The following is a 15,325-nucleotide window of genomic DNA, read 5'->3' on the forward strand; positions in this document are numbered from 1 at the left end:
GCCGACCCCTGCGGGAGGCGCACCTGGTGGACGGTCCCGGCGCCGCGGACGGCGCCAGGTCGGAGCTTCCTCGCCGGTGTTCCCAACGGCCACACCGAACCCTCGAAGCCCACAGCGACGAGTCTACCAAGGCGCCTCCGCCCGACTCGATCCGTTATTTCCGCCTGTGGAAAACGTGCGGGAGGGGTGCGGACGGGGCGGCGGCGCGGCGCGGGGAGCGGCTCCCGCCCGCCCGCGGGCCGAGGGGCCGGGCCCGGCCTACCCGGGGGGCCAGTTCAGCCCGCGGCCGCCGAGCAGGTGCCCGTGGAGGTGGAAGACCGTCTGCCCGGCTCCGCTGCCGGTGTTGAACACGAGCCGGTAGCCCTGGTCGGCGACGTCCTCGGCCGCGGCCACCTCGTGCGCCACCCGGACGATCTCGTCGAGCAGGCCGGCGTCCGCGGCGGCGGCCTCGGCGGCGGTGGGGTAGTGCTCGCGCGGAATGATCAGCACGTGCGTGGGCGCCTGGGGGTTGATGTCGCGGAAGGCGACCGCGCGCTCGCTCTCACGCACGATCTCGGCGGGCACCTCCCCCTTCACGATCTTGCAGAAAAGACAGTCTTCCTGGGCCATCGCGCACCTTTTTCTCCGTCTGCGCGGCCGCCGGAGCGGCCGCCGTCTCGGGTTCGTCCGGGACCATGATGCCGCAGGTCCCCGTCGGGCGGGCCAACTGCGGAGGGCGCCCGCGGCGCCGCGGGCGAGCGGGTTCGGCGACGCCCGGCGCCCCAGGCGCGATAGGCTTTCCACCCGTGCGCGCCAGGTCGTCGGCTCCGTCCGGCCTCGGCCATATTCCCGCGTGTTCGGATTGAAACGCACGTCTACCTGGAAAAGAAGAGGTATGCCCTTTCGTAAACCCCGCGACAAGGGTGTGCGTCGAACTGATGTGACGACAGAAACCATGGTGGCCGGTGCCACCACGGCACCGCTCTCGGTGGAGTGGGACGCCGACCACGCCGTGACGGAGCTCTACCGGGAGCACTACCGTCCGCTCGTTCGGCTCGCCGCCCTGCTCGTCCGCGATCACGCGACCGCGGAAGAGGTCGTCCAGGACTCGTTCGTCGCCATGCACGGAGCGTGGCGCCGCCTGCGCGACCCGAACAAGGCCCTGTCCTACCTGCGCCAGGCCGTGGTGAACAAGGCGCGGTCCGTGCTCCGCCACAGGGCGGTCGTGGAGAAGCACGCGCCCAAGGCCCTGCCCGACGCGCCCAGCGCCGAACACGGCGCTTTGAGCCTGTTGGAGCGCGAAGCCGTCATCCGTGCCCTGCGCAAACTACCCACCCGTCAGCGAGAGGCCATCGTGCTCCGGTACTACGGCGACCTGTCCGAGGCACAGATCGCGGACGCCATGGGGATCAGCCGGGGCGCGGTGAAGAGCCACACGTCCCGCGGTATCTCCGCGCTCCGCTCTGTTCTGGAGCAGACGACATGACCAGCCCCACGAACCCCACGAATGATCCGTTCGAGGAGCAGCTCCGCCACCTGCTCAAGGCCGAGGCCGACACGGTCACGACCTCTCCCGAGGCGTTGAACCTGATCCGTGAGCGCACCGAGCGCAACCGCGGTTCGGCCTGGTTCGGTATGCCCTGGCTACGTCCGGCGGTGGCGGTGGCGGGAGCCGCCCTGATCGCCGGATCCGTGGTCATCTCCAGCCCCCAGGTCCGCGACCACGTGCTGGAGATCGTCCCCGCGGGCGCCGACCGCGAGGGCGCGCCCACCGAGGAGGGGGGGGAGGACCGCGGTGTGGCCGTACCCGATCCCTCCACCGGATCCGTGGACGGCACCACCCAGCAGGAGGAGGAGCCGCCGCGGGACCCGGCCGCCTCCCCCACCCCGAAGGACGACGAGGAGGAGCCCGCTCCCTCCGAGGAGGGCGTCACGGCCACCTCCACGTGTCCTGCGCCCCAGGAGTCCGCCTCCCCGGCCCCGTCCGGCTCCGAGGAGGACAAGGACGAGAAGGCCGCCTCCGAGGAGGGGTGCGAGCCCAGCGACGAGCCGAGCAGCGGCGCGGGCGAGGGTCCCCCCGATGAGGACGGCGGCGGCGACAGCGGCGGCGGGACCGGCGGGGAGGAGCCCTCCGGCGGCGGTGACGGTACCGGCGGCGAGGGCGGCGGTACCGGCGGCGAGGGAACCGGCACGGGCGGCACCGGCACCACCGGCGGTGACAGCGGCGCCAAGACGGCTCCCGGCAGCTGACGCGCCCGTCCCGGGGCCGGTCCCCGAACAGGAGTCACGAACAAGAACACACGAACACGCGCAGGAGGCGCCCGGACGTGTCCGGGCGCCTCCTGCGTACTCGGTGTTCGACCGTGCGCTCTACCAGCCGTACGCCCTACCAGCGGCCGGTGCGGGCCTGGAGCACCGACAGGGCGGCGACCCCGGCGGTGGAGGTGCGCAGCACGCTCGGCCCCAGCAGCGCCCGGACCGCGCCCGCGGCGTCGAACGCCTCCAGTTCGCCGTCGGAGAAGCCGCCCTCGGGGCCGACCACCACGACGACGCCGGGGCCCTGCCGGGCGGGCAGTTCCAGCTGTGACAGGCGGCTGACGCCGTCCTCGTGCAACACGACGCCCAAATCCGCCCCGGCCAGCAACTCGGCCACGGCGGCGCGGTCGGCGAGGTCGGCGACCTCGGGCAGCCGCGCGCGCCGGGCCTGTTTGGCCGCCTCACGGGCGGTCGCGCGCCACTTGGCCAGCGCCTTGGCGGCGCGGTCGCCCTTCCAGCGGGTGACGCAGCGCTCCGCCGCCCAGGGCACGACCGCGTCGGCTCCGGCCTCGGTCATCATCTCCACGGCCAGCTCGCCCCGGTCGCCCTTGGGCAGTGCCTGGACCACGGTCAGGCGGGGGCGGGGCGCCGGTTCCTCCCGGCGCTCCACCACCGCGCAGACGATGTGGTCCCTGCCCACGGCGGTCACCGTGCAGCGGGCACGCAGGCCGCGTCCGTCGGAGAGGTCGACGGTCTCGCCCTCCCGGATGCGGCGCACCACGGCGGCGTGACGGCCCTCGGCGCCGTCCACCGTCACCCGGTCGGCCGCCAGGTCGGCGGCCTCGACCAGGAAGACCGGCGGTGTCACTTGGCGCCGAAGGCGTCGCGGATCTTGGAGAAGAACCCGCCGTGTCCGGGGCTGAAGCGTCCCGGGGTCTGGTCCTCGCCGCGCAGTTCGGCGAACTTGCGCAGGAGGGCCTCCTGCTCCTCGTCCAGTCGACTCGGGGTCTCCACGTCGACGCGGATGCGCAGGTCGCCCCGGCCGCCGCCGTCGAGGTGGCTGACGCCCTTGTCCGGGAGGGTGATGACGTGGCCGGAGTTGGTGCCCGGGCGCAGGTCGATGTTCTCGGTGCCGTCGAGGGTGTCGAAGGCGAAGGAGGCGCCCAGCGCGGCGGCCGTCATGGGAACGGTCACCGTGCAGTGCAGGTCGTCTCCGCGCCGTTCGAAGGTGGGGTGCGGGCGCTGGATGATCTCCAGGATGATGTCGCCGCGCGGTCCGCCGTTGGGGCCGACCTCCCCCTCTCCGGCGAGCTGGATGCGGGTGCCGTCGTCGACGCCCGCGGGGATCTTGACGGTGCGGGTGACCTTCTCGCGCACCCGGCCCTCGCCCGCGCAGTCGCCGCAGGGGTTGGTGATGACCGAGCCCTGGCCCGAGCACTGGGGGCAGGGGCGGGAGGTCATGACCTGTCCGAGGAAGGACCGGGTGACCTGGGACACCTCACCCTGCCCGTGGCACATCTCACAGGTGGTGCGGTGCGAACCGGCCGCCGTCCCCTCGCCCTGGCAGGTCTCGCACAGGATCGCGGTGGGGAAGGTGATCTCCTTGCTGACCCCGAACGCGGTCTCCACCAGGTCCAGTTCGACCCGGATCTTGATACTGCGCCCGCGGCGGACCCGCTCCCGGGGGCCGCGCCCGCCGGGCTGGCCACCGCCGAAGAAGGCGTTCATGATGTCGTCGAAGGCGAACCCGCCCGCGCCGCCGAAGCCCCCGGCCCCGCCACCGCCGCCGGGCGCGTAGGGGTCCTGGCCCATGTCGAACATCCGGCGCTTGTTCTCGTCGGAGAGGACCTCGTAGGCCTGGGTCACCTCCTTGAAGCGCTCCTGGGTTGCGGGGTCCGGATTGATGTCCGGGTGGAGTTCGCGCGCGAGCCGCCGGTAGGCCTTCTTGATCTCGTCCTTGGACGCGTCGCGACGCACTCCGAGAACCTGGTAATAGTCTCTGGCCACTGGGTTACTGTCCTGCCAAAATCTGTCCGACATAGCGAGCCACGGCGCGTACTGCTCCCATCGTCCCCGGGTAGTCCATCCGGGTGGGTCCCACCACACCGATCTTGGCGAGCGACTGGTTTCCCACACCGTAGTCCGCCGACACGATGGAGGTGGACCTCAGGCCCTCGTGGAAGTTCTCCGCGCCGATGCGCACCGTGAGCATCGACGGGTCCTTGGCCTCTCCCAGCAAACGGATGAGGACCATGTTCTCTTCCAGTGCCTCCAGGACTTCCCTCAGGCTGGCGGCGAAGTCGACGGCGGCGAGGTTGGCCGTCCCCGCGAGGACGATCTTCTCCTCGTGCCGTTCAACGAGGCTCTCCAGCAGGACGGAGAGGACCGACACCGCCATCTGGCGGTGTTCGGGCGGCACCTGCGGAGGCAGGTCCTCCACCGCGTCGGGCACGTCGCCGAGGTGGCGTCCGGCGATGGCCCGGTTCAACATCGCGCGCAGGTCGTCGACGGCGGCCTCGTGGACCTCTCCCAGGCCGTCGATGACGCGCTGCTCGACCCGGCCCGTGTTGGTGATCACGACCATCATGATCCGCTGCCCCCCGAGGGGGACCAGTTCCACGTGCTGCACCGACGAGCGGGTCAGCGAGGGGTACTGGACGATCGCGACCTGGCGGGTGAGCTGCGCGAGGAGCCGTACGGTCCGGGCGACGATCTCGTCGAGGTCGACGGCGCCGGTGAGGAAGGACTCGATGGCACGCCGCTCCGCGGTCGAGAGCGGCTTGACCGAGGAGAGCCGGTCGACGAAGAGCCGGTACCCCTTGTCCGTGGGGACGCGGCCGGCACTGGTGTGCGGCTGCGCGATGTAGCCGTCCTCCTCGAGGGCGACCATGTCGTTGCGGATGGTCGCCGGGGAGACGCCGAGCCGGTGCCGGTCGGCCAGGGCCTTGGACCCCACGGGCTCGTTGGTGTTGACGAAGTCCTCGACGACGGCACGCAGGACCGCGAGCTTGCGCTCATCCAGCACTCGCCACCTCCCTGGCACTCCGTGGTCCTCAGTGCTAAGTCTATGCCCGGCCGCAAACCCTGACGGTTACCCGTGGGCGGCGACGCCCCGGCCCGGCCCCCTCGTCCCCGCTCCCGCGGGGCCCGCGGCACGCGCCGCGGCCGACGGGGCGCCGACTCGCACCACCAGTAGACTGCACGACCGTGGCTACCAAGGGAACCGGCCGTTACGGCCGCGACGTGCTCGCCGGGGACTGGCGCCGCCCGAGGAGGAAGGCGGTCCGCGAGGTGCCCCTGGAACGGGAACTGGTCGTGGAGGACGCCGAGGAGGCGTTCTGCGGGGCGGTGGTGGCCTGGGACAAGGCCACCGTGACGCTGGAGGACCGGCACGGCCGCCGCCGCGTGTTCGACCTCGCCCCGGCCGCGTTCCTGGTCGACGGCGAGCCGGTGACCCTGGTGCGCCCCGCCGCGGCCCCGAGGGGACCGCTGCGCAGTGCTTCGGGGTCGGTGGCGGTGCCGGACGCGCGGGCGCGCACGGCCCGGGAGAGCCGGATCTACGTGGAGGGCGTCCACGACGCCGAGCTGGTGGAGAAGGTCTGGGGCCACGACCTGCGTGTGGAGGGGGTGGCCGTCGAGTTCCTGGAGGGGGTGGACGACCTGCCCTCGATCGTGGCGGAGTTCTCACCCGGGCCCGGCAGGAGGCTGGGCGTCCTGGTGGACCACCTGGTGCCGGGCTCCAAGGAGACGCGGATCGCCGAGCGGGTGCGCGGCGAGCACGTGCTGGTGGCCGGGCACCCCTACGTCGACGTCTGGCAGGCGGTGCGGCCGGGTTCCGTGGGGATCGGGGCCTGGCCCGAGGTGCCGCGCGGCGTCCCCTGGAAGGAGGGGGTCGTGAGCGCCCTGGGCTGGCGGATGGAGACGGGTGAGGCGTGGCGCCGAATCCTGGGATCGGTGCGTACCTATGCTGATCTGGAGCCGGCCCTGCTCGGCCGGGTGGAGGAGCTGATCGACTTCGTCACCGGGCCGCACCCGGACGCTCCCTAGCGAGCCCGGCTACTGCGTGGCGAGCACTGCGCGCGGGAGGAGCGGCAGGACCTAGGATTTGACCTGGGCGAGGCGTCGGTCCCCGTGTCCGGCGCCGAGGTCGCCCGCCTCCGGCCCGCGCGGTCGTCGGTACAGCACGGTAGTACAGGAACCTCCCCCTCATCAGCGGAGCCAAGGAAGAGCATGAGCCAGACCCCGACGAACCCCCCGCCCCCGGAGGACCCCCACCGGGGACAGCAGCCGGACCACGGACAGGAGGGGCAGCAGGAGCACGGACAGCAGCCCCAGCAGCCGGATCCCGGCCAGCAGCCCGCCTACGGGCAGCCGTCCGGGGCGCAGCCGCCGTACGCTCCGCAGCCCGACCAGAGTCAGCAGGGCTACGGCCAGCAGGACCACGGTCAACAGCCCTCGGGAGCGCAGCCGGGATACGGCCAGCCCTCGGGGGCACAGCCCTCCGGGGCGCAGCCGCCGTACGCTCCGCAGCCCGACCAGGGCCAGCAGGGCCAGCAGGGCTACGGCCAGACCCCGGGAGCACAGCCCGGCTTCGCACCGCCCCCGGGCGCCCCGTCGCCGTACGCGCCCCAGCCCGGTCAGGACCAGCACGGCCAGGGCCAGCCCGCCTACGGACAGCCCGCCTACGGGCAGCCCGAGCCCTCGGACGCGCAGTCGCCGTACGCCCCGCAACCCGACCAGGGCCAGCAGGGCTACGGCCAGACCCCGGGAGCACAGCCCTCCGGCGCACAGCCCGGATACGGCCAGCCCTCGGGGGCGCAGCCCGGATACGCACCGCCGTCCGAGTACGGCCAGCAGCAGCCCTACGGCCAGCCCCACCAGGGCGCCTACGGCCAGCCCGCCCCGGGTCAGCAGCAGCCCGGTTTCGCCCCGCCGGAAGGGGCCCCCGAGCAGCCCGGGTACGGGCAGCAGGCGGCCTACGGCCAGCAGCCCGCCTACGGGCAGCCCTCGGGCGCGCAGTCCCCGTACGCCCCGCAGCCCGACCAGGGCCAGCAGGGCTACGGCCAGACCCCGGGAGCACAGCCCTCCGGCGCACAGCCCGCATACGCACCGCCGTCCGAGTACGGCCAGCAGCAGCCCTACGGCCAGCCCCACCAGGGCGCCTACGGCCAGCCCGCCCCGGGTCAGCAGCAGCCCTACCCGGGCGCTCCCGCGGCGTACGGGCAGCCCGGCGTCCAGGGCCAGCCCCAGCAGGGCGCCCCGGGCGGCGACAACAGCACGCTCGTGGCCATGCTCGCCCACCTGTCCGGTTTCGTGATCGCCTGCCTGGGCTGGATCCCACCGCTGGCCATCTACTTCGCCAAGCGCAACCAGTCGCCGTTCGTCCGCCACCACGCGGCCGAGGCGGCCAACTTCCAGCTCACCCTGCTGATCCCCTACGTCTTCGCGTGGGTGGCCTTCATCGGCCTGGGTATCTTCTTCCCAGAGCTGTCCTGGATCGGATCCCTCCTGGTCGCCCTGATCTGGGTCGTCGCTATCGTGTTCGGCGTCATGGGCGCCAACGGCGCCAACAAGGGGACGTGGTACCGCTACCCGGTGAGCATCCGCCTGTTGAAGTGATCCGCTCCCGCACGCAGTCCGAGCGCACCCGCACGAAGGAACCCAACATGTCCTATCCCAACAACCCTCCCGAGGGCCCCTACGGCCAGGGCCAGCAGCCCGGCCAGGACTCCGGTGGTTACCCCTCCCAGCACGGTCACCCCACCGGTGGTCAGCCTGGCTACCCGCAGGGCGGTTACCCGCCCCCGCCCGGCCAGCCCGGCGGATACCCGGGCCAGCCCGGGTACCAGGACCCCTCCGGCGGATACCCGGGCCAGCCCGGGTACGAGCAGACCGGCGGTTACCAGTCCCACTACCAGCAGGGCGGTTACGGCCAGCCCCCGCACGGCGCCTACGGCCCCTCCTCGGCCACGACCGGCCAGCCCAGTCCCGACGAGCGTCAGATGGCGATGTTCGCCCACGTGGGCGGCGGCATCCTCGGCTGGATCCTGCCGCTGATCATCTTCCTGGTGAAGAAGGACGAGTCGCCGTTCGTCCGCAACCAGGCGGCACAGGCGCTGAACTTCCAGCTCCTGATCATGATCGGCTACGTGATCTCCAGCCTCCTGATGATCGTCATCGTCGGCTTCCTGACCTGGTTCATCTGCTGGGTCGCCGCCATCGTCTTCGGCATCATCGGCGGCGTGGCCGCCAACCGGGGCGAGTGGTACCGCTACCCGTTCAACGTCAGCTGGGTCAAGTAGCCCGGCGCGTCGGCGAGCGTGAGGGGGCACGGCCGTCGGCCGTGCCCCCTCGCCGTGTCCGGGCCCGGCCGGAGGGGCTCAGGTGAGGTCGCGCACCACGGCGTCGGCGAGCAGGCGCCCGCGCAGGGTGAGGGCCGCGCGGCCCGCCTCGTGGGCGTCCGCGTCCAGCAGTCCCTCGGCGACGGCCCGCTTGGCCGCGTCGCGGCCGTGCGGTTCGAGCAGGTCCAGCGGGCACCCGCCCTCCACGCGCAGCTCCAGCAGGACGCGCTCGAAGCGGCGCTCCTCATCGGTGAGCACCTCGCGGGCCAGGCCGGGGCTGTCCCCGGCGGCCAGGCGGGCGGCGTAGGCGGCCGGGTGCTTGACGTTCCACCAGCGGGTGCCGCCCACGTGGCTGTGCGCGCCCGGGCCCACGCCCCACCAGTGGCCGCCGGTCCAGTACAGGAGGTTGTGCCTGCTGCGGCCCTGCTCGGTGCGCGCCCAGTTGGACACCTCGTAGGCGCTGAACCCGGCCGCGGCGAGGATCTCCTCGGCCATGAGGTAGCGGTCGGCCATCGTGTCGTCGTCGGGCTCGGCGAGTTCGCCCCGGCGCACCCGGGCGGCCAGGCGGGTGCCCTCCTCGACGATGAGCGAGTAGGCCGAGACGTGGTCGGGCCCCGCGGAGACCGCGGCCTCCAGGGAGGCCCTCCAGTCCTCGTCGCCCTCCCCGGGGGTGCCGTAGATCAGGTCCAGGTTGACGTGCTCGAACCCGGCCCGCCGCGCCCACTCCACGCACTGTTCGGGGCGGCCGGGCGTGTGGCCGCGCTCCAGCACCCGCAGCACGTGCTCTCGGGCGCTCTGCATGCCGAAGGACACACGGGTGAACCCGGCCTCGCGCAACCGCGCGAGGTAGTCGGGCGTGACCGTCTCGGGGTTGGCCTCGGTGGTCAGCTCGGCGTCGGGCGTGAACCCGAAGCGCTCGCGCACGGCGGAGACGACGCGGCCCAGGTCCTCCGCCGACAGCAGGGTGGGCGTGCCGCCACCGACGAACAGCGTGCTGACCGGCGGGCGCTCCCCCGTCAGGACCCGGTCGGCCAGTGCGACCTCCGCGATCGCCTGGTCGGCGTAGGTCTCGCGGGAGGCCGTGGCGGTGCCGTCGCGGGAGACCAGCTCCTCGGCCGTGTAGGTGTTGAAGTCGCAGTAACCGCAGCGGGTGACGCAGAAGGGCACGTGGACGTAGAACCCGAGGGGCCGCCCGCCGAGTTCGGCGAGGGACTGCCCGGGCAGTTCCCCGGTGCTCGGTACGGGATCGCCGTCGAGGGCAACGGAAGGCATGCCTCCAGTGTCGCCGACCGGCCGGTGTGCCCTGGTCCCCGTGTCGGGCGTGCGGGGCCCGGGCACGGGGTTCCGGGTACGGGGGCGGAGCGGGACAGGGAGAGCCGGGCTCGAAGGCGGGGACAGGTGGTGGGAGCGAGGGTGCGGGGAACTGGAGCGGGGAGGTGTGCTGGGAGGGGAGAGGGAACGCGGTCAGACCCCGGGACGCGGTCAGACCCGGGGACGCTCCGCCCGGGCGTGCGCGGGGACGGCGTCGATCTGGGTGACGGGTGCGGGGTTCCTGGCGGGGGCGATGGCGGTGGAGCCGCGGACGACCAGCTCGGGGTCGAAGACGTACTCGGTGTGGGAGACGGGGTGTCCGGCGATCTCGTCGCACAGGGCGCGCACGGCGGCCAGCGCCATGGCGTTGACCGGCTGTCGGACGGTGGTCAGCGGGGGATCGGTGAAGGCGATGAGCTGGGAGTCGTCGAATCCCACCACCGAGAAGTCCCGGGGGACGCGCAGGCCGCGCTGACGGGCGGCGCGGATGGCGCCCAGGGCCATCATGTCCGAGCCGCAGACCATGGCTGTGACGCCGCGCTCGATCAGCCGGACGGCGGCGGCGTGGCCCCCCTCCACGCCGAACAGCGACAGCTCCACGAGGTCCTCGCCGTCCAGGCCGTGCTGCGCCAGGGCCTGGTGGTACCCGTCGAGTTTGCGGCGGACCGGGACGTAGCGCTCGGGGCCGCTGGTGAAGCCGATGCGGGTGTGGCCGAGGGCGACCAGGTGGTTGACGGCCAGGTGCCCGGCCTCCCGGTCGTCGCAGGAGATGAAGGCGGCGGGGATGGCGTCGGCGTACCCGTTGACCAGCACGATCGGGAGTCTGCGCGAGACCAGGGCGTGGTAGCGCTCGTGGGGGGCGGTGGTGTCGGCGTGGCGCCCGGAGACGAAGAGGATGCCGGAGACGTTGCGCTCCAGCAGCAGCTCCACGTACTCGTCCTCCGTTATCCCGCCGGGTGTCTGGGTGCACAGTACGGGCGTGTACCCGCGCTGGGCGAGCGCTCCCTCGGCCGCCTGGGCGAACATCGGGAAGACGGGGTTCTCCAGCTCGGGTATGACCATGCCGACCAGTCCCGCGGAGCGCTGCCGCAGCCGGGCGGGGCGCTCGTAGCCGAGGACGTCCAGCGCCGTCAGGACGGCCTTGCGGGTGTCGCTGCCGACGCCCGGCTTGTCATTGAGCACCCGCGAGACGGTGGCCTCGCTGACGCCTGCGTGCCGCGCGATGTCGGCAAGTCGTGGACCCATGGGCGCAACTCTAGTCGAGATCGTCGTCACATGGCCGAAAATTGGCGGTAATCTTGCGCAAGAACTTGCACTCGTCACAGGGAAGGACCCCCGCTGATGGAGCCTCAGTCGCACTGGTGGCGTGACGCGGCGATCTACCAGATCTACGTCCGCAGCTTCGCCGACTCCAACGGTGACGGTGAGGGCGACCTCGCCGGCATCCGCGAGCGCCTCCCCCACCTGGCCGAACTCGGTGTGGACGCGATCTGGCTGACGCCGTTCTACGTCTCCCCCCTCGCCGACGGCGGCTACGACGTCGCCGACTACCGCGACGTCGACCCCCGTTTCGGCACCCTGGAGGACTTCGACGCCCTCCTGGAGACCGCCCACGGGATGGGCATCCGCCTGATCATCGACGTGGTCCCCAACCACTCCTCGTCCGCCCACCGGTGGTTCAAGGAGGCCGTGGCCGCCGGACCGGGCGAGCACGCCCGCTCGCGGTACATCTTCCGGGACGGCCGGGGGACCGACGGGGAGGAGCCGCCGAACAACTGGAAGTCGATCTTCGGCGGCCCGGCCTGGACCCGCCTCAAGCGGCCCGACGGCACCCCCGAGCAGTGGTACCTGCACCTGTTCGACCCCGAGCAGCCCGACTTCGACTGGACCAACCAGGAGGTGCACGACGAGTTCGACGACGTGCTGCGCTTCTGGCTGGACCGGGGAGTGGACGGGTTCCGCATCGACGTCGCGCACGGCATGGTCAAGGACCCGGCGATGCCCGACATCGCAGAGGACGCCAAGGCCGACATGCTCGACGGCAGCACCTCGCTGCCCTACTTCGACCAGGACGGCGTGCACGAGATCTACCGCCGCTGGGCGCGGATCGCCGCCGAGTACCCGGGTGACCGCGCCCTGGTGGCCGAGGCGTGGGTGGAGGACGCCCACCGGGTGGCCCGCTACCTGCGTCCGGACGAGCTGCACCAGGCGTTCAACTTCGAGTACCTGACCGCGCCGTGGGACGCCGGGCGCCTGCGCGAGGTCATCGACGTGTCCCTGGCAGCCAACACCGCGGTGGGCGCGACCACCACGTGGGTGCTGTCCAACCACGACGTGACCCGTCACGTGACCCGCTTCGGCGGTGGGGAGCAGGGGCTGCGCCGTGCGCGCGCGGCGACGCTGCTGATGCTGGGCCTGCCGGGTTCGGTGTACCTGTACCAGGGCGAGGAGCTGGGACTGCCCGAGGTCACCGACCTGCCCGAGGACTCGTTGCAGGACCCGACCTGGGAGCGTTCGGGCCGCACCGACCGCGGCCGGGACGGCTGCCGGGTGCCGCTGCCGTGGGGCGGCGACGAGGCCCCGCACGGGTTCGGTCCCGAGGGCAGCGTTCCGTGGCTGCCGATGCCTGAGGGCTGGGGCGCCCTGTCGCGCGCCGCCCAGCGCGGGGTGGAGGGCTCCACGCTGGAGCTGTACACGACGGCGCTGCGCCTGCGCCGGGAGCTGGACGCGCTCGGCGACGGCTCGATGGCCTGGCTGGACGCGCCCGGCGGGGTGCTGTACTTCGAGCGTGAGCCGGGTGTGCGCGTCGCGGCGAACCTCACCGGGGAGCCCGTGGAGATCGCGGCCGGCGGTGAGGTGCTCGTGGCCAGCGGACCGGTCGGCGAGCCCGCCGAGGGCACCCTGACGCTGCCCGCCGAGACGGCGGTGTGGCTGCGCGGCTGAGTGGCTGAGCGGTGGTGTGGCGGTGTGGCGGTGTGGCTGCACGGTGGTGTGGCTGCACGGCTGAGCGGCGGTGTGGCTGCACGGTGGTGTGGCTGCACGGCTGAGTGGCTGAGTCCGCGCGGGCGGTGCCGGGCCCGGGGTCCGGTGCCGCCCGGTGTGGGGCGACGCCGGTCGGCACCGCCTTGCTGGCACAGGGATGCTCCACGACAACCCCGCTGTCTCCAGCGTCAGCCCGGGCCCTACGGGTGCGTGGTTGCTGACGCAGCGACGCTCTACAACGTGCGGACCCCCTACGACGCCCGGTCACGTGCGGGGCTTGGTGGCTGATGTTGGTCTGAACCGTGTACCCCCCGCCCCCGGATGGCTGAGGGGTCACTCCCGGTGGGCGTTCCTCCTGGTGTTCTCCCGAACGCCTTCGTGACGCCCACCAGACCCCTGGAGTGACCGGAGTCAAGGGATCTCCTTCGCCAAGTTCGCTAGGCGAACTTGCCCTCAGTCGGTCCCCGCCCCCAGCACTGACCCTTGGAGCCAGTGCCCACCACGACCGCCCACCCCCCACGGGCGGACGGGGAACCCGCACGCTCTACGGGTGCCCGGCTGAGGTCGCCTGGAAAGGGTCACCCCCTGCGGGGTGCCATCGCTGTCAGCTCTACGGGTGCCTGGTTGAGGTCGCCTGGAAAGGGACACCCCCTGCGGCGGGCCGCCGCTGTCAGCTCTACGAGTGCCTGGTTGGGGTCCTCTGAAGGGTCACCCCCCCTGCGGCGCACCATCGCTGTCAGCTCTACGGGCGGGTGGTTGGGGTTTGTGGAGGGCCCAAGGCGGGACACCCTCAACCCCCGGAACGAAGCGCGACCGCAGACCTGGACCACACACCCCGTTGACTTGCTGGCACCGCGACGCTCTACCCCCAACCCAGCGGCTGCCCGCGCTCCACGGGAGCCCGGTCGCTGTTTCCGGCACGCTCCCCCCTGCGGCGGGCCGGATCCGAACGGGGTTCGAGTGGCGTGTTCAATGGTGTTACTCAATCGCTGCCCGTCACAGGACTGATCAACAAACGGTCACCGCACGGCTACCCAGCGAACGGTGTCACGCGCCCGTTTCCGCGGCGTTTCCACATCTTTATGCGAGAGCTTCGCAAAGTCTTTCAAAGCTTGCAAGTTATTGCTAGCGTCACATCACCACGCATGCCCTCGACGGCCGGAACGCATGCGCGACCTCCTCAGCACGGCCTCCCGGAAGGAAGACAGCATGAGATTCCGCAGCGCACCAGCGGTCACGGGTATCGCCGCGATCGCACTGATGGCGACCGCGTGCAGTGGCGGCACCGACGAGGGCGGGGAGGCCGCCGCCGAGGGCAGTCTCGTCATCTGGTCCGATCCCGAGCGCGCCGACGCCATCACGGCGGCCGCCCAGGAGTTCGCCGAGGCCAACGGCATCGAGGTCGAGGTCCAGGGCCTGACCTTCGGCGACATCCAGGGCGACGTGCTCAACGCCCACCAGGCCGGAAACGCCCCCGACGTCTTCATCGGCGCCCACGACTGGACGGGCAACCTGGTGCGCAACGGTGCCGTGCAGCCCATCGAGCTGCCCCAGGAGCGCGCCTCCGGCCTGGACGAGACCTCGTTGCAGGCCCTCAACTACGACGGCCAGCTCTTCGGTGTTCCCTACTCCCAGGAGAACATCTTCCTCATGCGCAACACCGACCTGGCGCCGGAGGCCCCCGCGACCTTCGAGGAGATGGTCGAGGTCGGCACCGAGCTCAAGGACTCCGGTGAGACCAGCGAGGTCCTGTCCATGGCCGTGGGCCAGGAGGGCGACCCCTACCGGATGAACGCCCTGTTCACCTCCGCGGGCGGCTACCTCTTCGGCCAGGACGAGGAGGGCAACTGGGACCCGACCGACCTGGGCGTGGGCACCGACGAGTCCGTCGAGGCCATGGAGAAGATCGCCGAGTACGGCGAGGCCGGGGAGGGCGTGCTGCGCCGCTCCATCACTCTTGAGAACGACGCCTCCCTGTTCTACGAGGGCGAGGCCCCCTTCTTCGTCGCGGGCCCGTGGAACGTCGCCGACGCCAACGAGGCGGGCGTCAACTACGAGATCAGCCCCATCCCCGGTTTCGAGGGCGAGGAGCCCGCCAGCCCCTACATCGGCTACCAGGCGTTCTTCGTCACCGAGGGCAGTGCCAACAGCGCCCTGGCCCAGGAGTTCGTGACCAACTACGTCACCGACACCGACTTCGTCCTCAGCCTCTACGAGGCCGACCCCCGCATGCCGGTGCAGACCGAGGCCCTGGAGAGCGTCTCGGCCGACGACCCCACCATCGCCGCGATCTCCGAGGCCGGGGCCGAAGGCATGCCGATGCCCTCCATCCCCGAGATGGGCGAGACCTGGGAGCCGCTGGGCATCGCCCAGGCCGCCATCATCGGCGGTGAGGACGTGCGCGAGGCCATGGAGGCCGCCCACGACACGATCGCCGCGCAGATCGGCGGATAGCG

At 72.1% G+C, this 15,325-nt stretch carries 13 protein-coding genes; 7 read left to right on the forward strand and 6 right to left on the reverse strand.

Annotated elements, in window-relative coordinates; all coding sequences use genetic code 11:
* Positions 1 to 258: 258 nt before the first annotated feature.
* A complete protein-coding gene (locus tag FYW99_RS03345) occupies positions 259 to 609 on the reverse strand; it encodes a histidine triad nucleotide-binding protein (protein ID WP_150250123.1) in 351 nt (116 codons plus the stop codon).
* 325 nt (positions 610 to 934) lie between these two features.
* Here FYW99_RS03345 and FYW99_RS03350 point away from each other — a divergent pair, with 325 nt between their 5' ends.
* Together FYW99_RS03350 and FYW99_RS31660 are read left to right on the forward strand one after the other, a co-directional pair.
* Entirely contained in the window at positions 935 to 1,465 is a 531-nt protein-coding gene (locus FYW99_RS03350) for a SigE family RNA polymerase sigma factor (RefSeq protein ID WP_013151757.1), read from the forward strand.
* Positions 1,462 to 2,229 carry a prolipoprotein diacylglyceryl transferase gene (locus FYW99_RS31660; RefSeq protein WP_190394536.1) on the forward strand — a complete coding sequence of 256 codons (768 nt, stop codon included), beginning with the start codon at positions 1,462 to 1,464 and terminating at the stop codon, positions 2,227 to 2,229. The genes FYW99_RS03350 and FYW99_RS31660 overlap by 4 nt, the downstream gene beginning before the upstream one ends.
* 136 nt (positions 2,230 to 2,365) lie before the next feature.
* Here the strand turns inward: FYW99_RS31660 and FYW99_RS03360 are convergent, their stop codons facing one another.
* From FYW99_RS03360 to hrcA, 3 genes are read right to left on the reverse strand one after another with little or no spacing between them, the layout of a single operon-like run.
* Entirely contained in the window at positions 2,366 to 3,103 is a 738-nt protein-coding gene (locus FYW99_RS03360; protein WP_150250125.1) for a 16S rRNA (uracil(1498)-N(3))-methyltransferase, read from the reverse strand.
* Positions 3,100 to 4,242 carry a molecular chaperone DnaJ gene (dnaJ, locus tag FYW99_RS03365; protein WP_150250128.1) on the reverse strand — a complete coding sequence of 381 codons (1,143 nt, stop codon included), beginning with the start codon at positions 4,240 to 4,242 and terminating at the stop codon, positions 3,100 to 3,102. Before dnaJ ends, FYW99_RS03360 begins: the two co-directional genes overlap by 4 nt.
* A gap of 4 nt (positions 4,243 to 4,246) precedes the next feature.
* Positions 4,247 to 5,260 (reverse strand): heat-inducible transcriptional repressor HrcA, encoded by a 1,014-nt coding sequence (hrcA, locus tag FYW99_RS03370; RefSeq protein ID WP_150250131.1) that lies wholly within the window; start codon positions 5,258 to 5,260, stop codon positions 4,247 to 4,249.
* Positions 5,261 to 5,442: 182 nt separating this feature from the next.
* On the opposite strand from hrcA, the gene FYW99_RS03375 reads away from it, so the two are divergent.
* The 3 genes from FYW99_RS03375 to FYW99_RS03385 all read left to right on the forward strand — a co-directional run bounded on the left by FYW99_RS03375 (position 5,443) and on the right by FYW99_RS03385 (position 8,537).
* On the forward strand, positions 5,443 to 6,282 hold the full coding sequence (locus FYW99_RS03375; protein ID WP_150250134.1) for a DUF3097 domain-containing protein: 840 nt from the start codon (positions 5,443 to 5,445) through the stop codon (positions 6,280 to 6,282).
* Between the two features lie 1,242 nt (positions 6,283 to 7,524).
* Positions 7,525 to 7,854 carry a DUF4870 domain-containing protein gene (locus FYW99_RS03380; protein WP_150250702.1) on the forward strand — a complete coding sequence of 110 codons (330 nt, stop codon included), beginning with the start codon at positions 7,525 to 7,527 and terminating at the stop codon, positions 7,852 to 7,854.
* Positions 7,855 to 7,901: 47 nt separating this feature from the next.
* The gene (locus tag FYW99_RS03385; protein ID WP_150250136.1) at positions 7,902 to 8,537 is read left to right on the forward strand and encodes a DUF4870 domain-containing protein; all 636 of its coding nucleotides are present in this window, start codon (positions 7,902 to 7,904) and stop codon (positions 8,535 to 8,537) included.
* Between the two features lie 78 nt (positions 8,538 to 8,615).
* On the opposite strand, the gene hemW is transcribed toward FYW99_RS03385, so the two are convergent.
* Both hemW and FYW99_RS03395 read right to left on the reverse strand, forming a co-directional pair.
* Positions 8,616 to 9,848 (reverse strand): radical SAM family heme chaperone HemW, encoded by a 1,233-nt coding sequence (gene hemW / locus FYW99_RS03390; RefSeq protein ID WP_150250138.1) that lies wholly within the window; start codon positions 9,846 to 9,848, stop codon positions 8,616 to 8,618.
* Positions 9,849 to 10,058: 210 nt separating this feature from the next.
* Positions 10,059 to 11,132, reverse strand: coding sequence for a LacI family DNA-binding transcriptional regulator (locus FYW99_RS03395; protein WP_150250140.1), 1,074 nt, complete (start codon positions 11,130 to 11,132; stop codon positions 10,059 to 10,061).
* Between the two features lie 96 nt (positions 11,133 to 11,228).
* Here FYW99_RS03395 and FYW99_RS03400 point away from each other — a divergent pair, with 96 nt between their 5' ends.
* Both FYW99_RS03400 and FYW99_RS03405 read left to right on the forward strand, forming a co-directional pair.
* Positions 11,229 to 12,830, forward strand: a complete 1,602-nt coding sequence (locus FYW99_RS03400) for a glycoside hydrolase family 13 protein (protein WP_150250142.1) — start codon at positions 11,229 to 11,231, stop codon at positions 12,828 to 12,830.
* 1,248 nt (positions 12,831 to 14,078) lie between these two features.
* Complete coding sequence (locus tag FYW99_RS03405) at positions 14,079 to 15,323, forward strand: sugar ABC transporter substrate-binding protein (RefSeq protein WP_150250144.1); 1,245 nt, start codon at positions 14,079 to 14,081, stop codon at positions 15,321 to 15,323.
* The last annotated feature ends 2 nt before the right edge of the window (positions 15,324 to 15,325 follow it).

It is taken from the genome of Nocardiopsis deserti, from assembly GCF_008638355.1.
GTDB classification, from domain to species: domain Bacteria; phylum Actinomycetota; class Actinomycetes; order Streptosporangiales; family Streptosporangiaceae; genus Nocardiopsis; species Nocardiopsis alborubida.